The 24,053-nt window shown below is 37.2% G+C and carries 24 protein-coding genes and 2 pseudogenes; 7 read left to right on the top strand and 19 right to left on the bottom strand.

The window, feature by feature from the left end; all coding sequences use genetic code 11:
• Positions 1-27 precede the first annotated feature (27 nt).
• The 13 genes and pseudogenes from gltA to NQ508_RS06835 all read right to left on the bottom strand — a co-directional run bounded on the left by gltA (position 28) and on the right by NQ508_RS06835 (position 12,308).
• On the bottom strand, positions 28-1,422 hold the full coding sequence (gene gltA, locus NQ508_RS06895) for an NADPH-dependent glutamate synthase (protein WP_006426605.1): 1,395 nt from the start codon (positions 1,420-1,422) through the stop codon (positions 28-30).
• Complete coding sequence (locus NQ508_RS06890; RefSeq protein WP_006426607.1) at positions 1,422-2,309, bottom strand: sulfide/dihydroorotate dehydrogenase-like FAD/NAD-binding protein; 888 nt, start codon at positions 2,307-2,309, stop codon at positions 1,422-1,424. The genes gltA and NQ508_RS06890 overlap by 1 nt, the downstream gene beginning before the upstream one ends.
• A gap of 210 nt (positions 2,310-2,519) precedes the next feature.
• On the bottom strand, positions 2,520-3,701 hold the full coding sequence (locus NQ508_RS06885) for an iron-containing alcohol dehydrogenase (protein WP_006426608.1): 1,182 nt from the start codon (positions 3,699-3,701) through the stop codon (positions 2,520-2,522).
• Between the two features lie 450 nt (positions 3,702-4,151).
• Complete coding sequence (locus tag NQ508_RS06880) at positions 4,152-5,459, bottom strand: site-specific integrase (protein ID WP_006426609.1); 1,308 nt, start codon at positions 5,457-5,459, stop codon at positions 4,152-4,154.
• Positions 5,456-5,899, bottom strand: coding sequence for a hypothetical protein (locus NQ508_RS06875; protein ID WP_006426610.1), 444 nt, complete (start codon positions 5,897-5,899; stop codon positions 5,456-5,458). Before NQ508_RS06875 ends, NQ508_RS06880 begins: the two co-directional genes overlap by 4 nt.
• A gap of 513 nt (positions 5,900-6,412) precedes the next feature.
• Entirely contained in the window at positions 6,413-7,183 is a 771-nt protein-coding gene (locus NQ508_RS06870; RefSeq protein WP_006426611.1) for an ABC transporter ATP-binding protein, read from the bottom strand.
• Positions 7,184-7,185: 2 nt separating this feature from the next.
• A complete protein-coding gene (locus NQ508_RS06865) occupies positions 7,186-9,099 on the bottom strand; it encodes an FtsX-like permease family protein (RefSeq protein ID WP_044919586.1) in 1,914 nt (637 codons plus the stop codon).
• An 82-nt stretch (positions 9,100-9,181) separates the two neighbouring features.
• Complete coding sequence (locus NQ508_RS06860) at positions 9,182-9,382, bottom strand: helix-turn-helix transcriptional regulator (protein WP_006426613.1); 201 nt, start codon at positions 9,380-9,382, stop codon at positions 9,182-9,184.
• Positions 9,363-9,761 carry a DUF3796 domain-containing protein gene (locus tag NQ508_RS06855; RefSeq protein WP_006426614.1) on the bottom strand — a complete coding sequence of 133 codons (399 nt, stop codon included), beginning with the start codon at positions 9,759-9,761 and terminating at the stop codon, positions 9,363-9,365. The genes NQ508_RS06860 and NQ508_RS06855 overlap by 20 nt, the downstream gene beginning before the upstream one ends.
• Positions 9,762-9,838: 77 nt before the next feature.
• Positions 9,839-10,678 (bottom strand): annotated as a pseudogene (locus NQ508_RS14255) (lysozyme family protein); the annotation flags it as partial.
• On the bottom strand, positions 10,584-11,246 hold the full coding sequence (locus tag NQ508_RS06845; protein WP_044919589.1) for a magnesium transporter CorA family protein: 663 nt from the start codon (positions 11,244-11,246) through the stop codon (positions 10,584-10,586). The pseudogene NQ508_RS14255 and the gene NQ508_RS06845, both read right to left, overlap by 95 nt.
• A gap of 87 nt (positions 11,247-11,333) precedes the next feature.
• Complete coding sequence (locus NQ508_RS06840) at positions 11,334-11,795, bottom strand: Hsp20/alpha crystallin family protein (protein ID WP_006426618.1); 462 nt, start codon at positions 11,793-11,795, stop codon at positions 11,334-11,336.
• Positions 11,796-11,882: 87 nt separating this feature from the next.
• A complete protein-coding gene (locus NQ508_RS06835; protein WP_006426619.1) occupies positions 11,883-12,308 on the bottom strand; it encodes an Hsp20/alpha crystallin family protein in 426 nt (141 codons plus the stop codon).
• Positions 12,309-12,821: 513 nt separating this feature from the next.
• Between NQ508_RS06835 and ligA the strand changes: the two genes are divergently transcribed.
• From ligA to NQ508_RS06820, 3 genes are read left to right on the top strand one after another with little or no spacing between them, the layout of a single operon-like run.
• Entirely contained in the window at positions 12,822-14,822 is a 2,001-nt protein-coding gene (gene ligA / locus NQ508_RS06830) for an NAD-dependent DNA ligase LigA (protein WP_044919591.1), read from the top strand.
• Between the two features lie 38 nt (positions 14,823-14,860).
• Positions 14,861-15,136, top strand: coding sequence for a dUTP diphosphatase (locus NQ508_RS06825; RefSeq protein WP_226853331.1), 276 nt, complete (start codon positions 14,861-14,863; stop codon positions 15,134-15,136).
• 4 nt (positions 15,137-15,140) lie between these two features.
• On the top strand, positions 15,141-15,419 hold the full coding sequence (locus NQ508_RS06820) for a helix-turn-helix domain-containing protein (protein ID WP_006426622.1): 279 nt from the start codon (positions 15,141-15,143) through the stop codon (positions 15,417-15,419).
• 158 nt (positions 15,420-15,577) lie between these two features.
• Here the strand turns inward: NQ508_RS06820 and NQ508_RS06815 are convergent, their stop codons facing one another.
• From NQ508_RS06815 to NQ508_RS06800, 4 genes are all read right to left on the bottom strand, one after another.
• The gene (locus tag NQ508_RS06815) at positions 15,578-15,928 is read right to left on the bottom strand and encodes a restriction endonuclease (protein ID WP_006426623.1); all 351 of its coding nucleotides are present in this window, start codon (positions 15,926-15,928) and stop codon (positions 15,578-15,580) included.
• On the bottom strand, positions 15,898-16,239 hold the full coding sequence (locus NQ508_RS06810; RefSeq protein WP_006426624.1) for a flavodoxin family protein: 342 nt from the start codon (positions 16,237-16,239) through the stop codon (positions 15,898-15,900). Before NQ508_RS06810 ends, NQ508_RS06815 begins: the two co-directional genes overlap by 31 nt.
• Positions 16,236-17,210, bottom strand: a complete 975-nt coding sequence (locus NQ508_RS06805; protein ID WP_006426625.1) for a CPBP family intramembrane glutamic endopeptidase — start codon at positions 17,208-17,210, stop codon at positions 16,236-16,238. Before NQ508_RS06805 ends, NQ508_RS06810 begins: the two co-directional genes overlap by 4 nt.
• 64 nt (positions 17,211-17,274) lie before the next feature.
• Complete coding sequence (locus tag NQ508_RS06800; protein ID WP_006426626.1) at positions 17,275-17,493, bottom strand: hypothetical protein; 219 nt, start codon at positions 17,491-17,493, stop codon at positions 17,275-17,277.
• A 219-nt stretch (positions 17,494-17,712) separates the two neighbouring features.
• Here NQ508_RS06800 and NQ508_RS06795 point away from each other — a divergent pair, with 219 nt between their 5' ends.
• The 4 genes and pseudogenes from NQ508_RS06795 to NQ508_RS14250 all read left to right on the top strand — a co-directional run.
• Positions 17,713-18,099, top strand: coding sequence for a BlaI/MecI/CopY family transcriptional regulator (locus NQ508_RS06795; protein ID WP_006426627.1), 387 nt, complete (start codon positions 17,713-17,715; stop codon positions 18,097-18,099).
• Between the two features lie 2 nt (positions 18,100-18,101).
• A complete protein-coding gene (locus NQ508_RS06790) occupies positions 18,102-19,256 on the top strand; it encodes a M56 family metallopeptidase (RefSeq protein ID WP_006426628.1) in 1,155 nt (384 codons plus the stop codon).
• Complete coding sequence (locus NQ508_RS06785; protein WP_049940502.1) at positions 19,243-19,503, top strand: hypothetical protein; 261 nt, start codon at positions 19,243-19,245, stop codon at positions 19,501-19,503. The genes NQ508_RS06790 and NQ508_RS06785 overlap by 14 nt, the downstream gene beginning before the upstream one ends.
• Positions 19,504-19,925: 422 nt before the next feature.
• Positions 19,926-20,252: pseudogene (locus NQ508_RS14250) on the top strand (transposase); the annotation flags it as partial.
• Positions 20,253-21,358: 1,106 nt separating this feature from the next.
• Here the strand turns inward: NQ508_RS14250 and NQ508_RS06775 are convergent.
• Both NQ508_RS06775 and NQ508_RS06770 read right to left on the bottom strand, forming a co-directional pair.
• Positions 21,359-22,120: an ABC transporter ATP-binding protein gene (locus NQ508_RS06775; RefSeq protein WP_006426630.1), complete on the bottom strand. Its 762-nt coding sequence runs from the start codon at positions 22,118-22,120 to the stop codon at positions 21,359-21,361.
• Complete coding sequence (locus NQ508_RS06770; RefSeq protein ID WP_167528842.1) at positions 22,113-23,945, bottom strand: ABC transporter permease family protein; 1,833 nt, start codon at positions 23,943-23,945, stop codon at positions 22,113-22,115. The genes NQ508_RS06775 and NQ508_RS06770 overlap by 8 nt, the downstream gene beginning before the upstream one ends.
• Between the last annotated feature and the right edge of the window lie 108 nt (positions 23,946-24,053).

The raw sequence follows: 24,053 nt of genomic DNA, 5'->3' as shown, positions 1-24,053 counted from the left end.
CATCATCTTTTCACTGTGCACAAAGAATTAAGCATTCTTTTTAGACAGATATTCGTGGATACCTTTGGCTCCTGCTTTACCTGCACCCATAGCAAGAATTACAGTTGCAGCACCTGTTACGGCATCTCCACCTGCGAATACGGCAGCTTTTGAAGTCTGTCCGTTCTCTTCCTCTGCTACGATACATTTTCTCTTGTTTGTCTCAAGTCCCTTTGTTGTAGAAGAGATCAATGGGTTTGGAGATGTTCCAAGAGACATGATAACAGTGTCTAATTCAATCTCATATTCAGATCCAGGGATCTCGATCGGACGTCTTCTTCCGGAAGCATCCGGCTCACCGAGTTCCATCTTGATTACTTTCATACCTTTTACCCATCCATTTTCATCGACGAGGATTTCTTTTGGATTGGTAAGAAGATCGAACTGTACGCCTTCTTCTTTTGCGTGATGTACTTCTTCTACTCGTGCAGGAAGCTCTGCTTCACTACGACGATATACGATATGTACTTCTGCGCCAAGACGAAGTGCTGTTCTGGCAGCATCCATAGCTACGTTACCACCACCGACAACGGCTACTTTCTTGCCTGCTGCGATTGGTGTATCGTAAGAATCATCGAATGCCTTCATCAGGTTACTTCTTGTCAGGTATTCATTTGCTGAGAATACTCCGTTAGCTGTCTCGCCAGGGATTCCCATGAACATTGGAAGTCCTGCTCCGGAACCGATAAATATAGCTTCGAAATCTTCCTCTTCCATTAACTGGTCGATTGTTGTAGATTTACCGATAACAACGTTTGTCTCGAATTTAACGCCAAGTTCTTTTACTTTCTCGATTTCTTTCTTAACAACTTTCTGCTTTGGAAGACGGAATTCAGGAATACCATATACCAGAACGCCGCCGAGTTCATGCAGTGCTTCGAATACGGTTACTTCGTATCCGAGTTTTGCAAGATCTCCGGCACAGGTAAGTCCTGACGGGCCGGAACCGATGACTGCCACTTTATGACCATTTGTCTTCTCTGGTTTTTCTGGTTTGATATCATTTTCCAGTGCATAATCAGCAACAAATCTTTCGAGTTTACCGATGGATACTGCATCCCCTTTGATACCACGGACACATTTGCTCTCGCACTGTGACTCCTGAGGACATACACGTCCACAGATAGCAGGAAGTGCAGATGACTGTCCGATCACTTTGTAAGCTTCTTCAATATTGCCATCTTTGATCTGTGCAATGAATGCAGGAATATTGATGGATACAGGACATCCCTGGATACATCTTGCATTCTTACAGTTCAGACATCTTGTTGCCTCTTCCATTGCTTCTTCTTTATTATATCCATAACATACTTCTTCAAAATTCGTAGCACGAACCTTTGGCTCCTGCTCTCTTACAGGAACTTTCTTTAATACATCTGCCATTACTCGTCACCTCCGCACTGACCACATCCGCCATGATGTGTGTCGCCTTCCTGTAATTTCAGCATTGCACGACCCTCCTGAGTCTTGTACATCTGCTGTCTCTTCATAGCCTCATCGAAGTTGACAAGGTGTCCGTCAAATTCCGGACCATCTACACATGCGAACTTGATCTCATCGCCTACATGCAGACGACAGGCTCCGCACATACCGGTTCCATCTACCATGATCGGGTTCATACTTACAACAGTAGGGATTCCCAGTTTCTTTGTAAGAAGACATACGAATTTCATCATGATCATTGGACCGATCGCGATACATACGTCGTATTTATTACCTTTTTCTACCAGTTCTTCTACCATTGTCGTAACCATTCCGGCATGACCGTAAGAACCGTCATCCGTACATGGATAATAATTACCAGATACTGCTTCCATCTCTTTTTCAAGGATCAGCATATCCTTTGTCTTGGAACCGATGATAACATCCGCATCTACGCCGTGCTCATGCAGCCATTTTACCTGTGGATAGACAGGTGCTGCTCCGACACCGCCTCCTACGAACAGGATCTTTTTCTTCTTCAGTTCTTCGATATCTTCTTCTACGAGTTCTGAAGCATTTCCTAACGGACCTGTGAAATCGCGGAAATAATCTCCTGCTTTTAATTCTTTCATTTTTGTTGTGGATGCTCCGACCGGCTGGAATACGATTGTGATCGTTCCGGCTTCTCTGTCATAGTCACAGATTGTAAGTGGGATTCTTTCCCCTTTTTCATCCATCTTTACAATGACAAACTGTCCCGGTTCACAATGTCTTGCTACACGAGGAGCTTCTACATCCATCAGAAAGATGTTAGCAGTTAATTGTTCTGCTTTTAAAATCTTGTACATCTTATTTCCTCCTAATTCCCAATATTACTATTATCATAATACGGCTTGTTCTATTTCGCAAGTAAAACCATATTTTTCAAAAAATGTCGATAAAATTGTTCAAGATTCGTTTTATTGTATATGGAATAGATTTTGATTTTTATACCAAAGTACGCAAAATGGCTGCCACATAAACCTATGTGACAGCCGCCGTTATCTGATTTTTGTTATTTAAAAATCAACTTCTGTTCCATAATATGTACATGTAAATAATTTAGCCATTGTTGCAGGATCAATTGCTCTTGGATTAGATCCTGTACAGGCATCACCAACTGCAAGTTCTGCAATCTTATCCAGTTTTTCTTTGAATTCCTCTTCGTTGATTCCGAATTCTTTCAGAGTCTTAGGAATATTCATCTTTGCATTGAACTCATCAATCTTTGCACACAAGCTGTTGATCAGAGCTTTTTCTGATGTTCCAGGAAGTCCCATTCTGCGTGCAATCTCTGCATAACGTGATGCAGCCACTTTATCTTTTGCATTGTATTTGATTACATATGGCAGATAGATCGCATTAGCACATCCGTGAGGAATATGTCCGGTTGAGAATGCTGCTCCTGTCTTATGAGCCATAGAATGTACGATTCCAAGTAATGCATTCGAGAATGCCATACCAGCCAGGCACTGTGCATAATGCATCTGCTCTCTTGCTTCCATATTCAGGTTATAAGATGCCGGCAGATAATCCAGAACCATCTCGATTGCCTGCAGTGCAAGTGGATCTGTAAATGGACAGTTGAGTGTTGATACATAAGCTTCGATCGCATGTGTCAGTGCATCCATTCCTGTGTAAGCAACCTGTTTCTGAGGAAGTCCTTCTACCAGTTCAGGATCAACGATTGCAACGTCCGGTGTGATGTTAAAGTCTGCCAGAGGATATTTGATTCCTGTATTGTAATCTGTGATTACGGAGAATGCTGTTACTTCTGTTGCAGTTCCTGATGTAGATGGAATGGCTGCAAATTTTGCTTTCTGACGAAGTTCAGGGAAACTGAATGGCGTGATGATATTCTCAAATGTCTCATCCGGATACTCATAGAATACCCACATAGCTTTAGCCGCATCGATTGGAGATCCACCGCCCATTGCTACGATCCAGTCAGGCTCGAATTCCTGCATTACTTTTGCGCCCTTCATAACAGTCTCTACAGACGGATCCGGTTCAACACCTTCGATCAGTTTAACTTCCATTCCGCCTTCTTTCAGGTAGTTCACTGCTTTGTCCAGGAATCCCTGACGCTTCATAGATCCGCCGCCAACTACGAGGACAGCTTTTTTACCTTTCAGATTCTTTAATTCGGATAAACATCCTTTTCCGTGATAAACATCTCTTGGTAATGTAAATCTTGCCATTTCAAACACGCTCCTTTTAAAATATTGTGTTAATCTTTTAACACAATTGTACTACTCGCGAATTTCTTTTTCAAGTCTTTGGGGCGATAAAATTGTGATTTTTTTAATATTATAGTGTATTTCTTCTATCTGTTTGTTACTTCTATATAACAAATGTATATTTAGAAGATTTTTTTCCGATTTATAGCTTTTTGATGTTTGTTAAAATATCTCTTATCTTAACTACTTTTAGTTGTATTTTTGTTGCTTTTCTGTTGTAACAAAATATCTTAGTTTTAAAAATTTTAAAATCTGCAAAAATTCTTTTCTGTTTCAAAAGATTTCGCTTATTTAATAACGATTAAAAATCATTGATAAGCATTAAGTATTACATATTTTTGCCAAAAGCTTTGTTAAAAATGTAACACTAAAATTAAATTAATAAATAAAAATTTGAATTGTCAGAATAGTTTAAAATAAATATTCCTGAATGAACGAAATATCATATACAGGTATGGTTATTTCTGTTGAGTCCAGTTTTAATGACTCAATAAATGAGTTCATTACTTCACTTGTATCATAGATGATGACCTCTGGTTTATGAATGACATAAACTTCATTTGTAAATTCTTCTGAATAATGACCTAATATCTCCGATACTACTTTCATATTCATATTGTTTTGATCTAACAGTGTTGCATAAGTGTGCCGTAAATCGTGCCATACATGTTTTGTACAATCAATATTACATTTCTTCATTAGTTTCTTAAAGTAATAATACGGTCTTGCGATTGCCTTCCCGTGATCCCTAAACAAAACAAAATCTAAGTTTTCATCAAATTCCGGATCATTTTTCAGTGTTTCTTCATATCGTGCTCTTGCCAGATACAGCTCATCCATAATAAAATCAGGAAGCGGGACGTATCTTTTACTGTTACGAGTTTTTAATGTCCTCTTTTGAGAAAGTAACGTATTGTCATCGAACCCCTCATTATCATATCCTCTTCCCAACTGACAGTCGATTAAGAGTTGTTTTTTTTGAAAGTCGATTTTTGAAAAACAGATCGCTCTTGTTTCACTTACACGTGCTCCTGTTGAAGCAGACAGCAGTAAAAATAAATAGAATGTATAATCCATTTTTCTTGCGGTCAATAATAAATTCATAAGTTCGTTCAGCGTAAATGCGTTTTTCTTAGTAGGTGGTTTAGTAATCTTCTTTTCTTTTTTGCAAATTTCTATTGCCAGTGGTGCCGGATTTGATATAATAATCTGCTGATTCTTTGCATATTGAAAAGAATTTTGAATCATTTGCATCATAGCTTTGTATGCGCTAAAAGTTTCGCACTTGTTGATGAAATTTTTTAAATCTGTTGTGGTTATAGAATCCATATAGGTGTCTGGTCTAAAATATTCACAAAACCTTTTAACCGGTGTTGCATAGTATTTAAACGTATTATAAGCATATTTACATCCATCTATAATGTAGTAATATAACCAGAAATTGTAAAATTCCTTTAAAGTAAATCGGTATGGCATATATTGATTTTTGGTAAGTTTTACAATTAGATTGTCACGATATTTCATAGCTTCCTTCGCAGAAGCAAACCCACCCTTTTGACGGTTCAATGTAGAACCATCACCCAAAATCAGAGTAAAACGGATACAGTATTTTCCATGTTGAAAAGTCGGGTTTTGCGGAAAATTCCAGTTAATAATATTTAACTGGTCAAATCGTGAATCATAAGGTGGACGAATAAATTGTTTTTGATTCTTATTCATAGCTTCACCCTGCCTTTCTTGCAAGATGAGTAATCCATTACCTCTGTTGTCATTTTTTTTACTGGATATTTTTTATCTTTTTCATAACAATATGGGCATCTAAAATTGCAATTCATTGTCGGAATTAGAGTCATTGTTAATGCTTTATTCGCACCAAATCTTCCTCTATAATGCATAGATTTAATAACATTAAACTCATCAAAATTCTTAGGAATTATAAAACCTCCTTCCATTAATTGATTAATTATTGCGTTTGGAAGTTCTGCTAACTCTTTCATCGAATCTAATTTTTTAAAATCACATTTATCAAAATTATCTCTATACTCCTCATCAACACTAGCATACCCACCCGTCAATGCGTTATATAGAAATAATTTGCCCGATAATTCTACTTTTTGATTGTACCTTGAAAATTTTAACTCTTGTAATCCACTTTCCATTTGCTTTTCCTCCTATTTTTTTGTATATACCAACAACTCCAAACTCTCTGTATGGTATATACAATTTTTGTAAGTATAATAATATAACATAATCCTACTGTTTTTTTTCACATGTAAAAAAACAGTAGAATTATGTTATATTTTCTCTCTTGATAAAAAAATCCCCCATGAATCTATATGCTCATTACATATAATAATTTGATTCACTCTATATTTTCGATAAATTCTAAAGCTTTATTTATAAACTAGAATATTTAGTCCTATAAAACCAATATCTTATTCATGCTCAAAAAAGAATGGCGTAGCAATTAAACTACTACGCCATAAAACTCTAACTCCCTTAAATTTCTTCACCCATCACAAGCTTTTTTAATTTATATTGATCCGCAAACAATTCGCACCACTCAATAAATGAAATATCATTCTTCGAGTCTAATATATCAAGCCATTATACATATTTCATATATAATTTTATATTAACATAAAATTATTATATCTTATCTTTTGCTTATTTTATAAATTTTTCATCCTCTTTAATATCTCTTGATAAAACATCTCCTTATTATCAGCTCTTTTCAAATTTTCAATTACTTGTCCATCTTTTAAAAAGATAATCCTTTTACAAAAACTAGCAATCATAGGATCGTGAGTTACCAAAAGAATTGTTTTTCCCATTTCTCCATTTATGCTTTCCAAAGTACGCATTACAACTTCTGAAGAATTTGAATCCAAATTTCCAGTAGGTTCGTCTGCTAAAATAATTTGAGGATTATTAATTAATGCTCTGCAAATGGCAACCCTTTGTTTTTCTCCACCAGATAACTCATATGGTTTTTTATTTAGCAATTTATTAATATTAAATTTTTTTGTTAGATTTTCACAAATTTTCTTGCTTTCCTCTATTTCTGCTTCATCTAATATTCGTGGAAGCAAAATATTATCTTTTATCGATAAACTGTCCATAAGACAAAAGTCCTGAAAAATAAAAGAAAGTTCTGTTCGTCTGATTTTTGCCAGTTCTGTTCCATATATTTCTTTTGTATCTTTTCCTTTATAAAACACCGTTCCTTTTTCAGGTTTATCAAGCATCCCTAGAACTTTTAATAATGTTGTTTTTCCACATCCTGAACGTCCCATAATACCAACAAATTCTTTGGGTTCTATCTGAAAAGAAATATTTTCTAATACAGGACAACTCACTTTTTCCCCCTTACTCGATATATAATTATAACCTTTTTCCAAATGATCTACTGCTAAAATGTTTTGATATTCTACCGGCTTCATCTTTACTCCTCTCTTTCAATTCTTATAATATTTCTAATTCCAAAACAAATACTAATAAAAAGAAAAAGAAATATAATTCCAGTTATCGTCCCCATTAATTTCACCGCATATTGCTTGATCCATTCTAGCGATAATTTCTTTAAATATACCTCTGTCCCCATAAAAATAGTTGAAATTACTACTCCAAATATAATTGGAATTCCTCCTGTCCAAAAACTTTCTTTCATAATACTTTTTCTTATATTCCTATGCGTCATGCCTCCTTGAGAATAAAATATATATTTCCCTTTCTGTTCTGGGAAATCACATTCCATCTTAATGCTTAAAACAAAAAAGGAACATATTAAAAGAACGAATATATTAATAATTGCCGCCGATACATTAATAATTTTTGTTTTACTTATTTGTAACAATAAATTTTTTTTCTCGTAAACGATTCCGCTCCCATTTGTATAAGCACATATTTCTTCAATAACCTTCTCATAATTTTTCGGTATCTGCACCATAACTATAAGGTTGGGACCCTCAACCCTATTACATACCTTTTGATAATATGAATCTGAGAACACAATAATATGTTCCGAAATTTTATTTCCAAACACACCTGTAAGAATTTTTTCTTCTTCTCCTACAATATTAAAAGATGTATCAAATTTGTTACTTGGCGTAGGGACTCCAGTTATATACTGCCATAGATCATCCTTTGCTTCCCCCATATAAATTCTTGGTTTCTTTGTACCAAAATCAATTCCCAAATAATTTCTTTCTGATCTTTCTCTCTGATAAACAACATATATTTCATTGTCTTTCAAATCTAATGATTCTTTTGTCCATTTTTCATATGCTGAAGCAGAAATTCCCATATGCTCCCCTTGATCAGTTGTTGTCACTCTAATACAAGGTTGTTTTTTTACTTTTATCTCATACTTTTGTTTCAGTTCGTCTATAAATGCTATATCTTTGTCACTTGCCATCCATACTACATCATAAGGATAATTCTGTGGTTCATTAACCGGAATATTATCGAATATAACTATAGAAAACCCATATAATGTAACTATAATAAATTCAGTAATTATAAAAGACATATTAATATTATAAAAAAATCTATGATACCAATTATCTAACCATGTAATTTTTTTATAATATTTATTTTCCTTTTTTCTTAGATAGCACAAATAATATGCCCCTATAGAAATCATTCCCAACAGTATTCCAATACTCAACAAAATTAACGGTATCCCTTTTGAAACTTTTCCCCAATAAAACCATAAACTAATATACGCAAGAAACATAAATGTCATTCCTAGAATAAACACTTTAGGTCTTGTTTTTACAGGTTTTCCACTTTTTTTCCCACAAGACAATAGAGAATCCATCCCCAAGCAAGAGATTGCTTCATCAAACACAATAAACAAAAGTCCGAAAACACAAAAACCGATAATTATAGTCATCCGGAAAGGCGAAAATCCATAATTTATCTCTGTAAAAATTATATTTGCAAAGATTTTTTCCAGTTCAATCTTTATAATTTCAGATAATATTGCCCCAAACAATATTCCGCCTAATATAGAAATCACAACAATTCCTAAATATTCACATCCAATAAATATGTACTTATGCCGTTTCTGAATTCCCATTACATCTAGCAAAACATAATCATAAGATCTTTTTCGTATATACGAAAAAATAATCAGAATCATCATAAAAACCAGAAGAAGGTAAGTTATTGAAAAATCAAAAAAGCTATAACTTTCTTCCGCATTACCTGTTATCTGTCCATCAATTATCCACTGTAAACAATCACTTAAAGAATTTGATAAAAAGATAATTGTGACCATGAATATACCACATATTAGTACAAGTATATAATCTTTCCAATGATTTTTTAAACCACCAAAAAAAACTTTTTTCACGGTAATCCCCTCCCCTGTTCTTTTACTAATTTAGCATTTTAATAATATTTTCTCTGAATTAGTATAATATGTATAATTCTGGTTATTCATCTATAATTATAAACATATCTTCAATTGTGACATTAAATACTTTTGCAATTTTCGCTGCTAACACTAATGATGGATTATAGTGTCCATTTTCTAAATGACCTATTGTTTCTCTTCTCACTCCAACTAATTGAGCCAACTCCGTTTGACTCATCTTATTTTGTTCTCTAAACTCTTTAATATTTGTTATTATCATATATGTCTTCAACACTCTTTCGTTCTTGTTTTCCGTACCATGCTAACATTACAATAAAAAACAAAAGCGCTATTAAAAATATTATTCCAAATCCTCTGATAATTGAAATTCTTATCGCACTACTAGATATATTATATTTTTCCAATATTGTAATTAGAATAATCATCACACTATTTAAAATAATCTCCAATATAAACGCTCTAGTTGCTGATTTTCTTATATTCAACCAAAATAATTCATCAGCTGGCATATTTCTATATGTAAAAAAAATGAAATATATCAAGAACAATTGCAACATAAAATCTCCTGTATTAATACCTATCACTCCCACTATTCCTAACCATCCAAGATAGGATATCGGATTAATTCTTTTTTTCATATTACTCCTCCTTGTTATATATTTATAACATTTATTGTTATAAATATATAACAAGGAGGATATTTTGTCAATAGATTTTATATATATCCATATCCCACTATCACTATTCCCCCAAATTGATAACTTCTTCTTGCCACCATATTGCTTGTATTTCCTTCAATCGTATTCACTCGTCCATTCGCTACATTCACAACAATCCCTACATGGTCCACCTGTCCATCCTTATTCCAATCAAAAAAGATAAAGTCTCCTGCGGATGGTGTATAGCCTTTTCCTTTCCATCTTCCTTGTCCCTGAAACCAACTTGCTCCTACAGCACAGCTTGAGAACTTCAATACTTGTCCAGATGCAACCATTCCACTTTGTTCTGCACACCATGATGCAAAACAGGCACACCATTCTACCCGGCTTTCAAATCCATACCAGCTCCAGAACTTCTGACCACCACTGTTTCCAAGCTGCCCCATTGCAACCGATACGATCTGCTGATTTCCAAACAAACCAGAAAACAGGCTGCCACCGGAATAATACCGCATCACATGGGGAACGTATTGGGGATCTCCGTAACTGCTCCATCCTTGCGAAGCTTCCTGTTCCTGTGAAAATTGTAAAGCATTGGCTTCTGTGTATCCGCCTCTTTGCAGCGCCCATCCTATGTATCCGTTTCCATAGTTATATCCCTGTCATGCAAGTCTTAACTTATCCATATCCTGTGGGCTGCTGCATCCTGCCTGACTGATACAGTCTGCAAAGGTCTGCACTCCCACCTCTATCGAATAATTCGGATCGGTAATAGAACCGGGACTGTGTGAGAATCTTGTATTATACAGACTTTCCGAACACTGCATCGGGTCTGTTCCCCTGCCTCCAGATTTCTGCATCATGATGGCCTGAATCGCAGATACATATTCCAGGATAGTAGCCGTGTCGCTGTGATAACTCCCTGCGGTTCTGCATGATTGCTTCATTGAGGTGGGCTTCTTTCCTGTCAAGCACTTTTTCTTCCATACGTTCCAGCCCATCTTCAATTTTCTGAAGGAAGCTCATATCCTTCTCAATCAGATGATTAAAAAAGGCAAGCAGAAAATCCTGAATAGAGAACCCCTCATATAGTTCTTCCCGAATCTGTTCCACCATGTTCGGCAGTTTTGCATCATCACTCACAAACCACAGCATGTTCTGATACAGCAGGAATCCAAAAAGGAACGGCTTCTGCCTGTGCCCATCTGTCAACGGTGACCGGATAATTCCCTGAATACAATTATGAAAGAACTCTACTTTGCAGTATTTCTCACAGTTCAGACTGTGAAGCAGCTCCTTTTTACAGGGATGCAGGATTTCACTTGCTTCAAATTCCTTTAGTGTTGCTGCCAGTATCAGACACGTATTCTCTTGCTGGTTTTCTGTTCCATCCCAGCCCATTTTTCCCTGTATCGGTTCTTCCTGTATGGTTCCCATCCGGGTATCCAGTATATATTGTTTCATCACCGTCACCTCTCGTTCATTTTCTCTCCAAATAGCACAAGAGCGGAGGAGCATTTCTTCGCTCCCCCGCTCACCTGTATCTTCGCATTAGCCTTCAATGGCAATGTATTTCTTTTCTTCTACTGCCGGTTTATCTTTCTTCGGAACAAGCAGTTTCAGAATACCATGTTTAAACTCTCCTTTGATATCCGCTTCCGTAACATTCTCTCCTACATAGAAGGAACGCTCGCAGGCTCCGGCATAACGCTCCCTGCGGATATATTTTCCGGATTTCTTCTCCTGCTCATCCTTGTCCAGGCCTTTCGCCGCACTGACGGTCATATAACCGTTGTCCAGTGAAACCTTGATCTCGTCTTTCTTGAATCCCGGAAGATCCATTTCCAGTTCAAAGCCGGAATCTGTCTCTTTGATATCAGTCTTCATCAGGCGTTTTGCATTGTGTCCGTACAGTTTTCTTTCTGTCTTTCTCAGATCTCTATCATCAAAGAATGGAAAATCACTCATAAAATCATCAAACAAATTTTCTCCAAAAATACTAGGCATTAACATACGTCATTCCTCCTTTTTATGAACCTGTCATGTCAGCCGGTCTTCCTTTGGAAGTCCGGCAGATTGAACATCTATGTCATGAATACATTATCCTTCAATGGCAATGTATTTCTTATTTTCCACAGCCTTCTGCTCTTCTTTTTTCGGAACCAGCATCTTCAATGTACCGTTTTCAAATTTGGCTTTGATATCTTCTTCAGTTACCGCATCACCAACATAAAAGCTTCTGCTGCAGGAACCAGTGTAACGTTCACGACGGATGTACTGTCCTTTATCATTTTTCTCTTCCTTCTTGGAATCTGAAGTAGCACTGATTGTCAGATAACCATCCTTCAATGCTGCCTTTACATCTTCCTTTTTTACTCCCGGAAGGTTCATTGTAATCTCATATCCATGTTCGGTATCCTTCACATCCGTCTTCATCAAACCATTTGACTCCGCTTCATTTTTTACGAATGGATAATCAAAAAAATCATCAAATAAGTTTTCTCCAAAAATACTAGGCATTAACATAAGTCATCTCTCCTTTTTTCTATGCATGTTTACCTTGTTTCTTTGGAACTGGGATGTTATAAGAAACTCAAGAGAATCTTTTTAACTCTCTTTGTTGTTCCTTCTTCTTTGTTCTATATGTACTATAGCACGTATATTAGCACTCGTCAATAGTGAGTGCTAATATTTTTGTGAACTTTCTGTGTCCTTTCTATATTGTTTTGCTATTGCTTATTTAGTATATTTCAATTTGACATATACTATATCTAGTGTTACACTGTTCTTGTATCAATTATTTGTGTCAATCCGGAAAGGATTTATCACACGCAGTTTAGGTTTGAAACGTAGTCAGGAGTATTCCTATGCCCAACAAGCAGCAGGGACTTCTGGCTTTTTTTATTTTGCAGGAAACTGCATCTATTTTGAGAATGAACATAAGCGTCATTCTCTTTTTTTATGCCTGAACGCAGGGAAAGGAGGATTACGGGAACAAATGATTCCGGAACTGGCACGCCACAAAAGAAAGGAGACTCTATGTCAATCAAAAGAATTAAGAACCTTGTAAAACAACTCAATGAATACCGTCATGCCTACTACAATCAGGATGCCCCTCTGGTATCCGATGCCGAGTATGACCGGCTCTTTGACAAACTGAAGAAACTGGAGGAACAGACTGGTTTCATCCTGTCAAATTCTCCGACACAGACGGTTGGATATTATCCGGTCAGTGAACTTGCCAAAGTCACCCATCCGACTCCGCTGCTCTCGCTTGAGAAAACAAAACTGATTTCAGAGCTTTTAGATTTCATGAAAGGACAGGAAGTTCTCTTTATGCTGAAACTGGACGGTTTGACTACCAAACTCATTTACGAAGACGGCAAACTGATTCAGGCTTCTACCCGTGGAGATGGTGAAGTGGGGGAAGATATTACACACAATATCCCGGCATTTTTAAATGTACCGCTTACCATTCCACACAAAGAACGTCTGGTCATTACCGGTGAGTCTTTTATACCAACCAATGATTTTGAACGTCTGAAAGATACTCTGCGTGATGGAAATGGAAAACCTTATAAAAACGGACGTAATTTTGCTTCCGGATCAGTACGAAGTCTTGATCCGAAGAACTGTATCGGACGTTGTGTTCGCTTTCTTCCGTTCAATGTATTAGAAGGAATGGAGGATGTTCCCTTCCCGGACAGCAGAGCCTGCAAATTAGAAGGTTTAACACACTTGGGCTTTGGTTACTGCCCGTTTTTCTCAATTTCAGGAACCGGACTTTCAAGAGAATATGCGGAGAAATTCATTCAGGAATTGGTATCCACAGCAGCTAATTTACATCTTCCTATCGATGGCATTGTCATGATTTTTGACAGTCTCAGCTACTCCAAAAGCTGCGGAAAGACCGGACACCACTATAAGGACGGCCTCGCCTATAAGTTTGAGAATGACACCTATGAGACAGTCCTGCGAGAAATTGAATGGACTCCAACCCGTTTTGGCGAGATTGCTCCGGTCGGCATCTTCGATACCGTGGAGATTGACGGCTGCGATGTTTCCAGAGCTTCCCTTCATAATCTGACCTTTATCAAAAATCTGGAGCTTGTACCCGGATGCCGGATTCTTGTTTCCAAACGAAACATGATCATCCCACATATAGAGGATAATCTGGATCGCGGAAGGTATACCGACATCACGCCTCCGGTCTGCCCCTGCTGTGGTTCCAAAACCAGAACCTACAGCCGTAAGACCAGCGACGGTCGCACCGTAGAAACTCTGCATTGTAATAATCCGCAGTGCGACAGCCAGATTACAAGAAGGTTTGTCCATTTTGCCAGCAAGAAGGCAATGAACATCGAAGGACTGTCAGAAGCCACTTTGGAAAAATTCCTGAATCTGGGCTATCTGCACTCTTTTCAGGACATCTATCATCTGGAGGAACACCGGGAAGAAATTGTGGCACTGGACGGATATGGTGAGAAATCTTTCGACCGCTTATGGGAATCCATCAACGCCAGCCGGAGGACCAGCTTTGTCCGCTATCTGGTTTCCATGGATATTCCTATGATTGGCAGAACCAAAAGCCGGATTCTGGACACCGTATTTTCCGGAAATTTAACTGCATTTGAACAGGCGGCTGTCGGAGATTACGACTTCACTCAGTTGGAGGATTTTGGCAAAATCTTAAATCACAACATCCATTCCTGGTTTGCAGATGAAGCAAATCTTGATTTATGGAAAAACTTACAGAACGAATTCACATTTGAACAAAGAAAGGAAGAGCCCATTATGACAAAAGAAAACAAATTTACAGGATGTACCATCGTAGCAACAGGGAAACTGGAGCATTTTACCAGAGACGGTATCAACGATAAGATTCTGGAGCTTGGTGCCAAACCTGGCAGCTCTGTAACAAAGAAAACCGATTACCTAATCTGCGGGGAAAAAGCCGGCAGCAAACTGGCAAAAGCCCAGAGCCTTGGTATTCCAATTCTTACAGAAGCTGAATTTCTGGAGATGATTCATGCCTTATGAGTGCATATTAAAGCCAGGCGAGGTTGCTAGGATTCCACTTGGTCGGTCTCATCATACCGGATGGATTTGCCGGATATGTCTTTCCACGAAGCAGCATGGCAGCAAAAGGACTGGTATGCGAACTTCCACCGATTGACTCCGGTTACCGTGGTGAGATCCATGCTATCATCAGCAACGTGAGCACATCTTCTCAGACCATTCATAAAGACACACGCGTCGGTCAGCTGGTGATTACACCAGTCGTGATCGCAGACTTTGTCCTGGACCTCGGTGAAGAACGAGGAACCGGGGCCTTCGGAAGCACAGGAAAATAATACTATGATTACATTTGGAAGAAAATTAAAACACTTAAGACAAAAAAATCAACTCACCCAGAAAGAACTTGGCATGGCTGTTGGATTTCCCGACAGCTGTGCTGATGTCCGGATTGCTCAGTATGAAAGCGATGTCCGAACACCGAAAGAGGATCTTATGAAACTCTTCGCATCAACGCTCGGTGTTCCGGTTGAACTCTTTACCGTTCCGATACTCTCAGAACCCAGGGAGTATGCGGCGGCAGAGTATTGGAGGTATGAGTTAGGAGCGGAGTTGGATTAATGTCATTTATTGAAATTGAAAAGAGGCAACGGATTTTACCCTGCCTCTCTTCAATTCTTGTTATGATCATCAAAAATATCATCCATAAGCTTCCCAAAACGAATCTCGTTTCTGTTTTTTTTACTTCTTTTTTAGTATTATTCAATTTTGACACATTATTATTTTATTGAATTTATCACAGCAAGCAAGTTCTGATAACTGTCAACATCATGATATCTTACTTTGCTTGTTGACATTTCATTAAACAATTTCTTTGCACAAGAAATCTTTGCCTGTTCAATCGGTCTGAGTTCAAGACTTTCCATAGTACCTTTGGTTTCAGCCACAAAGAAGATATGCTTAACCTTTCCTTCATAAAACGCAATCGCCCAGTCAGGGGAATAATTACCGACTGGAGTAGGAATTTGGAATGTCCTCGGAAGTTTTGCATATACGCATACTTCTTCGGCTGCATCCAAATCTTCAGCGAATTTTCTTTCTATGCTCTTTTCCGCAAAGTATGAACCCAAGATCCAATCCTGTCAAGAAATGTTTTCATCGCGCCGGACACATTATTCAAATAGACTGGCGACAGTAAAACAATTAAATCTGCTTCTAGAATTTTTTTTCTAATGTATTCCATACTATCCTCTTGATCCTGCGGACATAACCCTTCATCAAAACATTTTCCGCATCCCCGACACTCCTCCACTACATTGTTTCTGGCTGTATACAGTTCCATTTCTATGTTCTTCTCTCGCAGCATTGTTTTCAATTTTTCTCCCAGACAGATGCTTTTTGAAAACGCGGAGCGACTTCCTGCATAACCAACTACTTTCATACTCTTTCCCCTTTTCTGTATTCCTTCGTAAAAAGAAATAGCAGCATAACAATCACAGCAACAGCGGTCATAATACCGTCAAAGACGCTTACACTTTCAACCGTATCGGCGACAGTTACTAAATCAGAATCAAATGCTGCCACCGCCGCATTATTGACTCCATGAATCAAAACACAGAGCCAGATATTATTTGTCTTCATATATGCCCATCCAAAAAATACAGCTAGCGCAATAACATACGGCATACGCATCAAAACAAGCAGTACAATCAGCTTCCCCTGCCCCGGCTCAGAGATCTGGAACCACAGCGGCATATGCCACAGCTCCCATATAATTCCCAGCAAAATAACGCCCATGCGCTTCCCGAATATATTCTGCAGCCGTCCCTGCAGGCACCCCCGCCATGCATATTCTTCCCCGAAAAAATATATACTTTGCACCACGAAAATGTCGATTGGCGTAAACAGTAGATTGGAAACAATCTCATCTGCCGTGCGCAAGGCTCCGGCATGTATAAGCTGCGGAAGGTTTGATATCTGCGCAATGGCTACAAACATAATATAAATGCCAATGGCCTTTTTTAAATCTTTAAACGGATAAAGTTCCTGCTCGTCAATCATCCTGCCCAATAAAAGAACGATGCTCAATGCCATAGAAGAAACCGTCAGCATATCATCTGCCGCTTTCCCGGTTATTACTTTCGCCGCACACAATACCATCACCGCAGTACTCTCGATAAAAGCAATTGTATAAATCCAATGAAACCACCCATGAATTTTTCGCTCACAGATAATTCTTCCCAATATAATACCGAAAGTCGGAAGAATCATCATGTACGACGCCGGTATATTGTACGCCAAAATCCCCTCTACCCGTATCTGCGGTAACAGTAACCACGGCAATCCAAAAGCTACAGCTACAAATGTAACGATTTTTATTTTATCTGTTTTTGAAAATAAAATTGTCTCCATATTCACACCTTCCCTTTGATTCTTTTTTATAAAAGAGCGCAGCAAAATGCCACGCTCTTACATTTTAGATACACTGAGGTTCAGCCGCAGCATTCGTCCTCTTGCAGCATATCGCTGACCTTCCTGTTGTCGGCGTATCAACAGATTTACACTTGTTCTTTAATGACATTTTGGATACGCCGATCGTAATCTTAGTCGTAATCTTTGATAATCCATTTGGCTCCGCTTCCCCACCTGATGCTACATTCCTTAAGTCAAGATCAAAATCTTTAAAGTTACCCATAATTGTTCTTCCTTTTTTCTTTTAAGTTGTTTCGGAATTCCTTTGTAATTACTTTTTTAATATGTCATTTATTTTTTGTTTTGTCAATCAAATTTTTTTATTTTATTAAAAAAATATTCTTTTTTTATTTTTATCTTTTTTTAGTATGGACATATTTTCTTTTTTATGCAATGATTATGCTATCCGAACAATTATCATAAAAAGCGAGGTGATATAATAATGAAGAAACGATTTACAAAAAAGCAACTGGATGTTATGAAGGTTCTGTGGGAAAGCGATACGCCAATGGTTGCATCCGATATTGTCAGGAAAGACGATACATTGAATATCAATACCGTACAGGCATGTCTCCGCTCACTGATTGCGAACCATTCTATTAAAGTGGCAGATATCGTCTACAGCGGTACGGTGCTTACCAGAAGCTATGCGCCAGTCATTTCCCGTGATGAGTATTTTGGCAATACTTGTACAGATATACTCGGAGACGGGCAGAAATCTGCGTTAATTGCTTCATTGATCGATACTGAAACAGACCTGGATGAATTAGAGCATCTGGAAGAGATGATAGCCCAGCGCAAACACATTCTTATCAACGGAGGAAATTAAATATGGCGCTTTCATTTGGACCTTTTTTTACTTGCTTTATCGTAACGCTTTTTCTCACGGTGTACCTGCATATCATCATGCACCACACATCCGTTTTCCACAAACGCACGATACAATTTTCGTTAATCGGTATACTTGTTATTTTAATCCGCATGAGTATACCTTTCAATTTTCCTTTTACCTATTCGTTTCAGTCTTATCAGGTCCTGCCAAGGATATTAGACTTTACAACACAAAATATTGCTGGCTGCCGTCTACGGGTGGATACGCTGATATTTTCAATCTGGTTTACGGTCGCTTTTATCCTGCTGTTGCGGCTCCTGGTTCAGTATATACGGCTGCACCATGCGCTCTCTGCATTTTTTGTTGAAAAAGAAGGCGCATATGCATATCTGTACGAGTTTTTACAGGAATACCTTGCCAAACCGATACGGATTGCCCTTATCCCGGAGCCAATCTCTCCGGCCATTACTGGATTATTACATCCGATTTTGATAATGCCCGATGGGCAAAGCTTTTCCGAAACGGAGCTTAAGTACATCTGCCTGCATGAGATTGCGCACTATAAAGAGCATCACCTATGGCTTGGATTTCTGATGGAAATTATCTGCCGCATACACTGGTGGAATCCTTTTGTACAGCATTTAAAAAAAGAATTTATGCTCTTTCTGGAGCTTTCCAACGACTTTTTCCTGATACAATCCAACCCGAAATTCAGTGTCACCGATTACGCTGAACTGATTGTAAAAACCGCAAAAAGAATACAAAGCGCCAGGCTCGCAGAGCCCAGCCGCATGATGCACTTTGCCGTAAATGATACCTCTGTACTAAGTACACGAATCTACTTTATCTTAAATAATCAGGAAAATACTTCCCGTTTTAAGCGTGTACACGGGTATCTGTGCCATACGGCCATATTTGCTGTGGTCATATTCTCTGTTTTCTGCGTCCCTGAACCTAATTTTCGGGAGCTGTATCCGGTGACAGACGGCGCAGTAGAGCTCCGTGAAGATAACGCTTATATCATTGATCACGGAACCAAACAATATACCATTTATTACGAAGGAAGGTTCTTTGCCGACATCGACCACCTCTCTGAAGACTTAAAAAGATTGCCACGCTACAAGGAAGGGGAACCAATTCATGAAAACGACTAAAACACTATTTATCACTTTAATCTGCAGCTTTATTTTTAGTCTGACAACGCCATCATCTATAGCTTTTGCTAATCATACGCTTATTACTTCAAATGTTTATGCTGCTTCGACGGATGCTACGCCTCCAGAAATCAGTCCGGCTTCGCACACTATTGTTTGGAAATATAAAACCTTAAATGGCGTCTTGTATAAATGTAGATATAATCAAACAACAAGGAAATGGATTGGCAAATGGATTAAAGCTTAATTTTTCTAATATAAGGAAAAGACATGTGAATAATCACCAGATGATGAGAGAAATAATGGAAAACTGCATTTTAAAGATTATTTTATTGTCATTGACATCTCAACTCCCCTGCTCCCATTTTAAGTAGCAGGGGAGTTTTCTATAATCGCTGCTTGTCTCTACACGTTCTTATCTGACGCTTATGTTATAGCGATAAATGTTTTATCCCGTGTTTTTATAGGTTTCTCTCTCTGTATGAATCAAAATAGTATCCCGTGTTTTTTGTGATAAGGTTAAATTTATAACCTGTTTATACGGAATTCAAGATAAGGTATTTATCGCTATAAGGGGCTGTCGCACTAAGCAATTAGTGCGCAGCCTCTTTTCGATGAAAAAATACAGCCGGGCTTCGAAAAGTCCGGCTGTTGGTGTAAAATATAAGTATGCGAAAACCTATATTTTTACATAAGAATTATACTTTGAATGAAGGAGGATATCAACTAAAACTTCCTTTAAATTTGGAAACAATCATTCCGGAAGATGATTCTGTGCGATTACTAAGTCAGTTTGTGGAGGGAATGGATTTGACTGACCTGTATTCTACCTATGAAAGAATAAATTCAGTATCGCCAAAAACACTTCTGAAGATTGTACTTTACTCTTACATGAACGGGGACTATTCTTCTCGTTCTATGGAACTGAATTGCAAAAGAGATATCAATTTCATGTTTCTTTTGGAAGGTATCCCAGCCCCAGATCGTGAACAATTTGTATGAACCGTCTACCTGTTCTTTGCTCATAACAGAATTAAATGGAATTGCGTAATCATCATCCTCCATTCGATCACTTTCAGTTTTAATCTCTATATATGATTCATTTGGAATCTGTTGCATGATTGTGATTGTATTATTTTGAAAATCAACATGATCATAATTAAGTCCTCGAACCTCACCTATACGTAATCCGGCAAATAGACATAAAAGTATTTCAAGGTAAATTGCATCACTTTTTTTGGCTATTTCTAACAGCTTGCATATATCTTCTTTTTCATAAGCAATATATTTCGGTGGAATCCTTGGAAAAGTTATAATACTTTCAAACGAAAATTTAATATCTAAAAGTTCTTCCGCTTCTGCCGTTTTCAGAATCGTGCACAGAATTTTCCTGCTTACGATTCCAGCTGTCCGATATGGAAGTTTTGCACATCTTTGTAAAATATCATTTATGTATTCTGGTGTCAGATTGATTAATAAATGATCCTCTTCAATAGATGGCAGGATTACCCGTTGAATTGCCCAATCCGTAGTTTGAAGATAAGAAGGGCTCGTTGTATATTGTTTGAAAATATCAACATACCAATGTTCTATATAAGAAGACAATGTGTATTTTACGCCCGTTATGCTTTTAATATTTTCCATATCCATAGCAAATTGATGCATTGCCTTATGATAAGCAATTTCTGCGTCTTCTTTTGTTTTATATCCTGTTAATTCAGGATATTCTATTTGAAGCAAACTTTTATTCACCACCTTTACGATAATACTCCAGGTATTAGAAACTGAATCATATATAATATTAGTTTCTTTCATTGAATTTTCCTCCTTTTTTAAAGGAAATTTCAATAAATAACTATTGCAAAAATTCAAATTTACCAATTTATTATATTCAAGATTTTCTTTATAATCAAATATATTAATTGTATGCTTCCAGCCATTGGTTAATGTACGTGTTTCTTACCTTATATTAATAGTATGTAAGAAAAGGTACGATACTTGATAAAATATATCTTCTGGAATTACTGTTTCCTTCAAAGCATCCTACACAATTGAAAAACAGAAGTAAACGTAGATATATCTAATACGTTTACTTCTGTTTTTTATAATTCTTTCATCTTCCCAAGGATCTCCTGATAAAATGCATCCTGATTTCCGCTATTCTTCAAATCCTCTAGTATTACACCATCTTTCAACAGAATTAACCGACTGCAATAGCTTGCCATTTGCGGGTCATGTGTTACCATGACAATCGTCTTCCCGAATTCCTGATTAATGTAGGACAATGTATGGATAACCTGTTTGGATGAATTAGAATCAAGGTTCCCGGTCGGCTCATCTGCAAGTATCAATTCTGGATTTTCTGCCATTGCTCTGCAAATCGCCGTTCTCTGTTTCTCACCTCCAGACAGTTCGTAAGGTTTTTTATCTAACAGCTTGTAAATTCCAAGTTTTTCTGCCATAGTTTCTGCGGTTTTAGAACTTTCCACAGGATCATCTTCATTTAATATCAATGGCATCATAATATTCTCACGAACAGTTAAGCTATTCATCAAGTAAAAATCCTGAAAAACAAACGCCAGTTGCGTCCGGCGTATTTCTGCCAGATGATCTCCATAAATTTCTGTTGTATCTTCGCCGTTATAGAGCACTTTTCCGCCATTTGGCTTATTAAGCATTCCGATAGTTTTCAAAAGTGTGGTTTTCCCACATCCGGAACTTCCCATAATACCAATAAATTCCCCTCGTTTTACCTGAAATGAAATTCCTCTTAGCACAGAATAAACCTTTGTCGCTCCGTCCGGCATGACTGTTGAATAGCTTCTTTCCAGATTATCAATTTCTAATATATTTTCTTTATTCATCCTTATTTCTCCTCTCACTGCGCTTAAATGAACGCCATGCTGCAATTCTTACGATTACTATGATAATAGCGGTCATACCTATAATCATTACTGCGGCTTCTGCCAGATAAATCTTTGTCCAATATACCGGCATTTTCTTATATAATATTTTCACCAATATCATTACTGCTGCTATAAATATTCCTGTTATCAAGGCAACTTTGGATGTCATGGTTATTTCTTTATAAATACTTTCTCTTCGTTTTTTCTCCGGCATTCCTGTACGGTAATAGAATAAATACTTCCATTCCAGTGCTTCGTAATCACTGGATATTTTCTCTAGTAAGATAAAGATTATGCTGATAAATAACACAAGCATATCAATCAACATCGCACTTACATTTAACATTCGGTTTTCCTGATTTTCTATTGTGCACGGTTTTTTATCATAAATCAGATTTCCGTCATGATAATCAAAGAAATTAATCTGTGAATGTTTTGCTGCATAATTAGCTATTTTATTTACAACAGCATCATAATTCTGTGCTACGTTCATTAATACTGTAAGGTTTGACCCTTTGGCTTTTTGACTGATCTTATCATATTCATGATCCGAAAATACAATTATATCTTCAAACACATCCGTATTCATATTGCTGGTACTCAAAACCCTTGTTTTAAAATTCCCGGTAATGATTCTTCTGTCATTTCCCTTAATTGTATATTTTCTTGTAAATTTATTACCTGGTAATGTTCTCGCAGTATAAATCCAGATATCTGCAGTAGCGCATCCGGTGTATAATCTTGGTTTCAGCTTTCCGAAATCCAGACCAATTGTTCCATATTCGCTTCGGTCCCATTGGTATATAACGTATATTTCATTATTTTTTAAATGAACCTGCTTTCCTGTAAGGCGTTTATATTCTGTTGCAGAAATTCCAGTATGTTCTGCACAGTTTCCTGAAGTCACTCTGATAGATGGAATGAATTCTGTCTGAACATTATACTTTTCTTTTAACTTTTCGATAAATGCTTTATCTTTTGTATTGGCACCCCAGACTATGTCATACGGATAATTTTCCGGCTGCTTTACAGGAAGATTGTCTACCAATACAATATTAAATCCAAACAGAATAACAATCAGAAAAGCACTGACAATATAACTGATATTAGCATGACTGAAAAACTGATCGTACCAGTTATCGAGCCAAAGGATTTTTTTATAATATTTATTCTTTTGTTTTCTTAATTTTTCAAGATATAATCTACAGCCAAATAAAGTAAAAATAACTGCCGTTATGATTCCCAGAGCTGTCGGAATCGTATATCCGATTTGTCCCCAATATGTAACAATAGAAACTAATGTAAGAATAAATACTGCAACTCCTATAAGACAAAATAGCAATGTATTCTTACTTGTTCTGTTATGATTACTTCCTCCCGATACTATATGGTCAATTCCGATACAGGCAATATACTGATCACAAAAGGCGAAGCCGATTCCAAACATGATTACGCTGATAATTAGTGTGAGAATTAACGGTGATATTCCCAAATATATATTGCTTACATAATTCTGAAAAATATTTTCCAGTATCTTTTTTACGATCATTGCTTCCAATATTCCAAGAATCAATCCTCCTGCAATTGATCCTAAAATGATTCCGAGATATTCACAGCCAATATACATATATCTGTGTTTCCTTTTGATTCCCAGTATATTGAGCATTGCATAATCGCTGGATCGTTTACGAATATATCCGAGTATAATTAAAATCATGAGAAAGATCAGTAACACATACGGCAAAATAAAATTCTTTTCAACTTCCATTACTAATTCTGTCATAGTTGCCCGTCGTCCCGTTGATATATAAACAAGACTGCTGCCAACAGACGTAGAAAAAAATACGACCGATATACAGAAGATTCCACTTAAAATAACTCTTATGTAATC

It is taken from the genome of Dorea longicatena (assembly GCF_025150085.1).
Lineage (GTDB): Bacteria > Bacillota > Clostridia > Lachnospirales > Lachnospiraceae > Dorea_A > Dorea_A longicatena.
Note: the sequence above shows the minus strand (reverse complement) of the source record. Positions and strands in the feature narration are given on the sequence as shown.